Source organism: Actinomadura sp. CNU-125 (assembly GCF_001942465.1).
GTDB lineage: Bacteria > Actinomycetota > Actinomycetes > Streptosporangiales > Streptosporangiaceae > Spirillospora.
This window is the reverse complement of sequence record NZ_MKJY01000259.1, coordinates 1-7,842: the sequence shown is the minus strand read 5'-3', so window position 1 is coordinate 7,842 and position 7,842 is coordinate 1. Positions and strand designations below refer to the sequence as shown.

Genomic DNA, 7,842 nt, shown 5'->3' with positions numbered 1-7,842 from the left:
ACCGCGTCACCAACCCCGGGACGGACGAGGCGTTCGCCGTCTTCCACCTGTCCCCGCTGGCGCCGCGGCCCGAACTCGGGCACGTCGACACCGAGGAGCCGCCGGCCCCGGCCGAGTCGGGGCCCGAGGTCGGAGGCACGGGATGACCCGTCCCAGCGGCGGCCGCCGGGTCGTGGTGACCGGCGTCGGGGTGGTCGCCCCGGGCGCCGTCGGCGCCAAGGCGTTCTGGGAGATGCTGATGGACGGGCGCACCGCGACCCGCGCCATCTCGCTCTTCGACGCCACCGGCTTCCGCTCCCGCATCGCCGCCGAGTGCGACTTCGACCCGGCCGCCGAGGGCCTCACGCCCCGGCAGATCCGGCGGATGGACCGGGCCGCCCAGTTCGGCGTCGTCACCTCCCGGGAGGCGCTCGCCGACAGCGGGCTCGAACCGTCGGACGTGCCGCCGGAGCGGATCGCGGTCAGCTTCGGCAGCGCCGTCGGCTGCACGATGGGCCTGGAGGAGGAGTACGTCGTCCTCAGCGACGGCGGCCGCGACTGGAACATCGACTGGCGGTACGGCGTCCCGCAGCTCTACGGCTACATGGTGCCGAGCACGATCGCCGCCGAGGTCGCCCGCGCCAGCGGGGCCGAGGGGCCGGTGTCGCTGATCTCCACCGGCTGCACCGCGGGACTGGACGCCGTCGGGCACGGCGTCCAGCTCCTGCGGGAGGGGTCGGCGGACGTCGTCGTGGCCGGTGCGACGGACGCGCCGATCTCGCCGATCACCGCGGCGTGCTTCGACGCGATCAAGGCGACGTCGGCGCGCAACGACGATCCCGCGCACGCGTCCCGTCCGTTCGACGGCAGCCGCGACGGGTTCGTCCTCGGCGAGGGCTCGGCGGCGCTCGTCCTGGAGGAGCGGGACGCGGCGATGCGGCGCGGGGCGCACATCTACGCCGAGATCGCCGGGTTCGCCGGGCGCAGCAACGCCTACCACATGACCGGTCTCAAGGCGGACGGCCGGGAGATGGCCGAGGCCGTCCGGACGGCGATGCGGCAGGCCCGCGTCAACCCCGACGACATCGACTACATCAACGCGCACGGCTCCGGCACCAAGCAGAACGACCGGCACGAGACGGCGGCGTTCAAGCGCAGCCTCGGCGGCCGCGCCTACGAGGTCCCGGTCAGCTCGATCAAGTCGATGGTCGGGCACTCGCTGGGCGCGATCGGCTCCATCGAGGTCGCCGCGTGCGCCCTCGCGCTCGAACACCAGGCGGTCCCGCCGACCGCGAACCTGCACGACCGGGACGCCGAGTGCGACCTGGACTACGTACCGCTGACCGCCCGCGAGCAGCGGCTCGGCACCGTGCTGAGCGTCGGCAGCGGGTTCGGCGGATTCCAGTCCGCGATGCTGCTCAGCCTCGCGGCGTGACCTACCCATCGCGGGAGAGGACGGACAGGACATGGAGCAACAGACGGCGCGGTTCACGCTCGACGACGTCCGGCGGCTCATCCGGGAGTGCGCGGGCGAGAGCGGCGTGGACCTCGACGGGGACATCGGCGAGCTCTCGTTCGAGGAGCTGGGCTACGACTCGCTGGCCGTCCTCGAACTGGCCGCCCGGGTGCAACAGGAGTACGGGATCGCGATGCCCGACGAGGCGGTCGAGCAGATGAAGACGCCGGAAGAGGCCGTCGGCTACGTCGCCGGCCGCCTCCCGGTGGCCTGACCCCGACCGTCCCGAGACGGGCACCCCCTGAGACGGACACCCCCGAGACGACGACCCGCCCGGTGCGGGAGGAGAGGAAGCCATGGTGGAGAAGACCGCCGAGCAGACCGTGGGGCACACCGACAACTCGATCAAGATCGACGCCCCGATGGACCTGGTCTGGGACATGACCAACGACATCGAGTCCTGGCCGCGGCTGTTCAGCGAGTACGCGGAGGCGGAGATCATCGAGGAGCGCGACGGCACCTTCGTGTTCCGGCTGGCGCTGCACCCCGACGAGAACGGCACCGTCTGGAGCTGGGTGTCGGAGCGGACGCCGGACCCGGCGACGCGCACGGTCGAGGCCCACCGGGTCGAGACGGGCGTCTTCGAGTTCATGAACATCAACTGGGAGTACCGGCAGGAGGACGACGGCGTCCTCATGCGGTGGATCCAGGACTTCCGGATGAAGCCGGAGGCGCCCGTCGACGACGCGGGCATGACCGAGCGGCTCAACCGCAACACCCGAGTGCAGATGGAGCGCATCAAGGGGCTCGTCGAAGCGGCCGCGGCGGCGTGACCCGTGGTCGCCGAGCTGCTCGCGGCCGGTGCGGTGCTCGGCAACGGCATCACCGCGGGGATCATGCTGTCGACGGCGATGGGCATCGTGCCGATGACGGCGGCGCAGTCCTACGGCCGCTACGTCGAGACGATCCAGTTCCTCTGGCCCCGCTATGACCCGTTCATGCCGATCACCCACGTGCTGACGATCCTTTTCGATCTCGCGCTGGTCGTGACGGCTCCGGAGCAGGCCGGCCGCGCCCTGTTCGGCGCGCGGCGTGCTGCTGGTGACCGTGATGGCCATCTCCGTGATCAAGAACGTGCCGATCAACCGGTTCGTGATGTCCCTGGACCCGGCCGTCCGCCCGGACGACTGGTCCCGGACGGACCCGCGGCGCCGCTGGCGCAACTGGAACCTGCTGCGCACGGGACTGGCCGCCGCCGCCCTCGGGCTCAACGCGGGCGGGGTCCTGGCCCTGATGTAGCCGCGCGATCGCGGCGACGCCGCGGGCGCGCGCGCGCCCGCCCCACCCTTTCGGAGAGGTACATGAACATCCCCCTGAACGGTAAGAAGACGGTCGTCACGGGCGGGACGCGCGGCATCGGCCGCGCGATCGTCCTCGCGCTGGCCGCGCCGGCGGCGACGTCCTCACCTGCGCGCGCGGCGACGGCGAGGCCGCCCAGTCGCTCGCCCGGGAGCTGAAGGAACGCGGCGGCGACCACCAGGTCGTCAAGGCCGACGTGGCGGACCCGGCCGGTATCGAGCGGCTGACCGAGGAGGCGCGGACCCGGTTCGGCCGCGTCGACGCGCTCGTCCACAACGCGGGCGTGATCAGCCATGTCCCGTTCGAGGAGCTGCCGCCCGAGGAGTGGGACCGCGTCCTGAACACCAACCTGACGTCCGCCTACACCCTGCTGCAGTCGATGCTCCCGCTGCTCGGCGAGGGCGCGTCGGTGATCAACGTCGGATCCCGGGTCGCCACGATCGGGATCCCGCAGCGCGCCCACTACACCGCCGCCAAGGCCGGTCTCATCGGATTCACCCGGTCGGTGGCCAAGGAACTCGGGCCGCGCTCGGTCCGCGTCAACGTCGTCGCGCCGGGACCGGTGGAGACCGAGGCGGAGGTGCCCGAGGCCGTCCGGGAGCGCTACCAGCGGATGATCCCGCTCGGCCGGCTCGGCCGCCCCGAGGAGATCGCCGGTGCCGTCCTGTTCCTGGCGAGCGACCTGTCGTCGTTCGTGCACGGCGAGACCATCCACGTGGACGGGGGCATCTGATGGCGGCCACGGCGGACACGACGCACGTCACGGCGTTCCGGGTGATGCTCCGGATGGACATCCGCCCCGGCATGGAGCGCGAGTTCGAGGAGACCTGGCACCGGGTCGGGACGGCGATCGTCGGCCACCCGGCGAACCTCGGCCACTGGCTGTCGCGCAGCGCGGACGAGGACGGCGTGTACTTCGTCGTCAGCGACTGGACGGACGAGGAGCGCTTCCGCGAGTTCGAGCACAGCGACGCGCACGTCGAGCACCGCCAGAAGCTCCACCCGTACCGGTCGGGCGGATCGATGACCACGATGAACGTCGTGTACGCGATGACCGGCGCGGCCGTCCGGGACGCATGACCGGCCGGCTCAGGGTGCTGCTGCACGCGACCGCCCCGGAGGAGGACCCCGGGGCGGTCGAGCACGCCTACCACCGGATCAGCCGGGCGCTCGCCGGCACCCCGGGGCTGCTCGGCAACGAGCTGCTGACCTCCGCCCTGGAGCCCGGACGCTTCATCGTGATGAGCGAGTGGGAGAGCGCCGAGGCGTTCCGGACCTGGGAGGAAGGGGCCGGGCACCGCGGCACCACCGCGCCGCTGCGGCCCTACCAGGACCGGGCCATGGACCGGCCCTTCGGGATCTACGAGGTGACCGCCGCCTACTGAGGCGGCGGACGGACGCACGAGGAAGGGCCCGGGGTTCGCCCCGGGCCCTTCTCGTCGTGTCTTCGCGCCCCGCGCTCACGCGCCCCGGCCGCGGCTCGCGGCCGTCAGCGGCTCGCGGCACGGTTGAACAGCCGCACCGCGAGCGGGACGCAGACCAGCCCGATCAGCGCGGACCACGACAGCGTGAGGATCAGCGATCCCGTCGTGTCGCCGTAGCCGAAGAACAGGCCGCGCATGGCGCCCACCACGGCGGTGACCGGGCTGTAGCCCGCCCAGACCCGCAACCACTCCGGCAGCAGCTCCATCGGCACGAACGCGGTGCTGGTGTAGACGAGCGGGAAGATCCAGATCGTGCTGGCCATGTGCGCCGCCTCGGGCGTGCGCGCGGCGAGCCCGATGCAGGCGCCGACGCACGACAGGCTCAGCCCGAACAGCAGCAGCATCGCCAGCCCGGCCAGCACCTCCAGCGGCCCGGTCTCGAACCGGAAGCCGATCAGGTGCGCCACCGCCGCCAGGCCGATGACGACGAGGAGGTTGCGGACGGCGTCGGCGGCGATCCGTCCGACCAGGACCGCCGAGCGCGACATCGGCAGCGACCGGTACCGGTCGATGAACCCGCCGCGCATGTCCTCGGCGAGCCCGACGGACGTGGAGGCGCCGGAGAACGACATCGACTGCACGAACACGCCCGGCACCAGGAACACGGCGTACTCGATGCCGGGCACCTGCACCGCGCGCCCGAAGACGGCGGCGAGCAGGAACAGGAAGACGACCGGCTGCACGGTCGAGAAGAACAGGATCTGCGGGACCCGCCGCACATGGCGCAGGTGCCGGTCCATCACGATCCATCCGTCGCGGACGGCCCAGCCGGTCGCGGTCATCGCGGAGATCACGGCACCAGCCCCCTGTCGCCCGCACGCCCCGGTTCGTCCGGGGACGGCTCGTCCGAGGACGGTTCGTCCGGGGGAGCGGTGTCCGGGGACGGTCCGTCCGCGGCGTCCGAGGTCAGGGCGAGGAACACCTCGTCCATCGTCGGGCGGCGCAGCGACAGGCCGCGGGCGGCGACGCCCGCCCGGGCGAGCCCCGCCGACACCTCGGCCAGGGCCCGCACCCCGTCGCGGACCGGCATCGTCAGCGTGCGGGTCGCGACCTGCACGTCCACCTGCACGTCGTCCGGTCCGTCGCGGCGCGCCGCCGGGTCCGCCCCGGCGGCCGGGTACGCGGAGACCGCCGCGTCGCGCAGCACCGCCTCCGCCAGCGGGACGGCCCCCTGGTCGAGCAGCGACAGTTCGAGCAGCTCCCCGCCCACGGACGCCTTCAGCTCGTCCGGCGTGCCGCGCGCGATCGTCCGTCCCCGGTTCAGGATCAGGATGTCGTCGGCCAGGGTGTCCGCCTCCTCCAGGTACTGGGTGGTCAGCAGCAGCGCCGCGCCGTCGGACACCAGGCCGCGCACCGTCTCCCACACGTCGAGCCGCGACTGGACGTCCAGCCCGGTCGTCGGCTCGTCCAGGAAGATCACCTTCGGGCGGGTGATGAGCGCGCCCGCGAGGTCCAGCCGCCGGCGCATCCCGCCCGAGTACGTCCGCACCACGCGGTCGGCGGCGTCCTCCAGCCGGAACCGGCCCAGCAGCTCGTCGGCCAGCGCGCGGGCGGCGCGGCCCCGCAGCCGGTGCAGCCGGGCGAACATCACCAGGTTCTCCCGGCCGGTGAGCTGCTCGTCGACGGCCGCGTACTGGCCGGACAGCCCGATCGAGCGCCGCACCAGGTCCGCCTGGCCGACGACGTCGAGCCCCGCGACCCGGACCGTGCCCGCGTCGGGCTTGAGCAGCGTCGTCAGGATCCGCACCGCGGTCGTCTTCCCCGCGCCGTTCGGCCCGAGCAGCCCCAGCACCGTCCCGGCCGCCACCGACAGGTCGAGCCCGTCCAGCGCCGCCGACTCGCCGAAGCGCTTCACCACGTCCCGCGCGTAGATCGCCTCCACGGCTCAGTCCTCGCTCATCTGCTCGACGAGCGACGTGCGGTGCGCCGCCTCGACGAACAACGGGTGCGCCAGCACCTTCCGCAGGTACGCGGTCGTGGTGCGCACGCTGCGTCCGGTCACCACCAGTTCCGCCAGCGCCCGGTCCATCCGCGCGATCGCCTGCGGCCGGTCCGGCGCCCACACGACGACCTTCGCCAGCAGCGAGTCGTAGTCCGCGGTGATCCGCGCGCCCGTCGCCGCGTGCGTGTCGACCCGGACGAACGGGCCGCCGGGCGCCGAGAACGACTCGATCAGCCCGGGGGTGGGCAGGAAGTTCCGCTCGGGGTCCTCGGCGTTGATCCGGCACTCGATCGCCGCGCCCCGCGTCATCACGTCCTGCTGCCGGATCGACAGCCGCCCGCCGGACGCGGCGGCGAGCTGCTCGCGCACCAGGTCGATACCGGTGACCATCTCCGTCACCGGATGCTCCACCTGGATCCGGCTGTTGACCTCCAGGAAGTAGAACCGGTCGTCCTCGTCCACGACGAACTCGAACGTCCCGGCGCCGACGTACCCGGCCTCGCGCGCCACCTTGGCGGCCAGCAGGCCCACCCGGTCGACCTCGGCGGCCGGCACCGACGGCGGCGGGCTCTCCTCGATGAGCTTCTGCCGGCGGCGCTGCACCGAGCAGTCGCGCCCGCCGAGGTAGACGGCGTTGCCGTGCGAGTCCGCGACGATCTGGACCTCGATGTGCCGGGCCGTCTCCAGGTACTTCTCCACGTACACGCGGGCGTCGCCGAACAGCGACTGCGCGGTCCGCCGCGTCTCGGCGAACGCGCGCGGGAAGTCGCGGGGGTCCTCGACGATCGTCATGCCGCGCCCGCCGCCGCCCGCGGACGCCTTGATGATGACCGGGTAGCCGATGCGGGCGGCGTCCCGGGCCAGGTCGGCGGCCCCCTCCTGCTCGGGGTCGCTGCCCGGCAGCACGTCCAGGCCGAGCTCGCCGACGAACGCGCGGGCGCGCATCTTGTCTCCCAGCAGCGAGATCACCTCGGCGGACGGGCCGATGAACGTCAGCCCCTCCACCGCGCAGACCTCGGCGAAGTACGGGTCCTCGGACAGGAAGCCGTACCCGGGGTGGACGGCGTCGGCACCGGCCTGCAGGGCGGCCGACACGATCGCGGCGGCGTTGCCGTAGCTGTGCCGGGTCGGGGGCGGGCCGATCTGGACGGCCGTGTCCGCGTAGCGGACGGGCACGCTGTCCCGGTCGGCGGTCGAGTGCGCGATCACGGTGCGGATGCCCATCTCGCGGCAGGTGCGCGCGACGCGCAGGGCGATCTCGCCGCGGTTGGCGATGAGTACGGTGTTGAACATCGAAGTCCTTGTCGTCAGGGGCCGTCATGGTCGGCGGCGGCGGTGGCGTCGTCGAGGGGGGCCAGCCTGATCAGCGGCTGGCCGTACTCCACCGGGGTCTCGTCGGCCACGAGGATCTCGGCGACGCGGCCGGCCTCCTCGGACTCGATGGGGTTCATCAGCTTCATCGCCTCGAGGATCCCCACCTGCTGGCCGGCCGCGATCTCCTGGCCGACCTCGACGAACTCGCGGCGCCCGGCTCCGGGCGGCGGTAGAAGACACCGACCGCGGGAGCCGCGACGGCGACGGCCGCGTCCCCGTCGCCGCCGTTCCCGGCGCCCGCCGGTGCG

General features: G+C 73.0%; 11 protein-coding genes and 1 pseudogene. 8 read left to right on the top strand and 4 right to left on the bottom strand.

The annotated features are described in order from the left end of the window. The first annotated feature begins 142 nt into the window (after positions 1-142). The 8 genes and pseudogenes from BJF79_RS27435 (at position 143) to BJF79_RS27405 (ending at position 4,179) form a co-directional block, all read left to right on the top strand. Positions 143-1,414 (top strand): beta-ketoacyl-[acyl-carrier-protein] synthase family protein, encoded by a 1,272-nt coding sequence (locus BJF79_RS27435; RefSeq protein WP_075901673.1) that lies wholly within the window; start codon positions 143-145, stop codon positions 1,412-1,414. A gap of 31 nt (positions 1,415-1,445) precedes the next feature. After that, a complete protein-coding gene (locus tag BJF79_RS27430; RefSeq protein ID WP_075901671.1) occupies positions 1,446-1,709 on the top strand; it encodes an acyl carrier protein in 264 nt (87 codons plus the stop codon). An 82-nt stretch (positions 1,710-1,791) separates the two neighbouring features. Continuing rightward, a complete protein-coding gene (locus BJF79_RS27425; RefSeq protein ID WP_075901669.1) occupies positions 1,792-2,268 on the top strand; it encodes an SRPBCC family protein in 477 nt (158 codons plus the stop codon). Between the two features lie 259 nt (positions 2,269-2,527). Next, complete coding sequence (locus tag BJF79_RS51545; protein WP_083734002.1) at positions 2,528-2,734, top strand: DUF1772 domain-containing protein; 207 nt, start codon at positions 2,528-2,530, stop codon at positions 2,732-2,734. Positions 2,735-2,796: 62 nt separating this feature from the next. Continuing rightward, on the top strand, positions 2,797-2,952 hold the full coding sequence (locus BJF79_RS61865) for a hypothetical protein (protein ID WP_262402661.1): 156 nt from the start codon (positions 2,797-2,799) through the stop codon (positions 2,950-2,952). Continuing rightward, positions 2,940-3,527 (top strand): annotated as a pseudogene (locus BJF79_RS27415) (SDR family NAD(P)-dependent oxidoreductase); the annotation flags it as partial. The gene BJF79_RS61865 and the pseudogene BJF79_RS27415, both read left to right, overlap by 13 nt. Continuing rightward, the gene (locus BJF79_RS27410) at positions 3,527-3,874 is read left to right on the top strand and encodes an antibiotic biosynthesis monooxygenase family protein (RefSeq protein ID WP_075901667.1); all 348 of its coding nucleotides are present in this window, start codon (positions 3,527-3,529) and stop codon (positions 3,872-3,874) included. The pseudogene BJF79_RS27415 and the gene BJF79_RS27410, both read left to right, overlap by 1 nt. After that, complete coding sequence (locus BJF79_RS27405; RefSeq protein WP_075901665.1) at positions 3,871-4,179, top strand: antibiotic biosynthesis monooxygenase family protein; 309 nt, start codon at positions 3,871-3,873, stop codon at positions 4,177-4,179. The genes BJF79_RS27410 and BJF79_RS27405 overlap by 4 nt, the downstream gene beginning before the upstream one ends. A 104-nt stretch (positions 4,180-4,283) precedes the next feature. On the opposite strand, the gene BJF79_RS27400 is transcribed toward BJF79_RS27405, so the two are convergent. The 4 genes from BJF79_RS27400 to BJF79_RS53825 form a co-directional block, all read right to left on the bottom strand. Beyond that, entirely contained in the window at positions 4,284-5,072 is a 789-nt protein-coding gene (locus BJF79_RS27400) for an ABC transporter permease (protein ID WP_083734000.1), read from the bottom strand. Then, positions 5,069-6,160 (bottom strand): ATP-binding cassette domain-containing protein, encoded by a 1,092-nt coding sequence (locus tag BJF79_RS27395; protein WP_075901663.1) that lies wholly within the window; start codon positions 6,158-6,160, stop codon positions 5,069-5,071. Before BJF79_RS27395 ends, BJF79_RS27400 begins: the two co-directional genes overlap by 4 nt. 3 nt (positions 6,161-6,163) lie before the next feature. Next, a complete protein-coding gene (locus BJF79_RS27390) occupies positions 6,164-7,513 on the bottom strand; it encodes an acetyl/propionyl/methylcrotonyl-CoA carboxylase subunit alpha (RefSeq protein WP_075901661.1) in 1,350 nt (449 codons plus the stop codon). 14 nt (positions 7,514-7,527) lie between these two features. After that, a partial coding sequence (locus BJF79_RS53825) for an acetyl-CoA carboxylase biotin carboxyl carrier protein (protein ID WP_316043448.1) occupies positions 7,528-7,842 on the bottom strand: 315 nt, incomplete at its 5' end.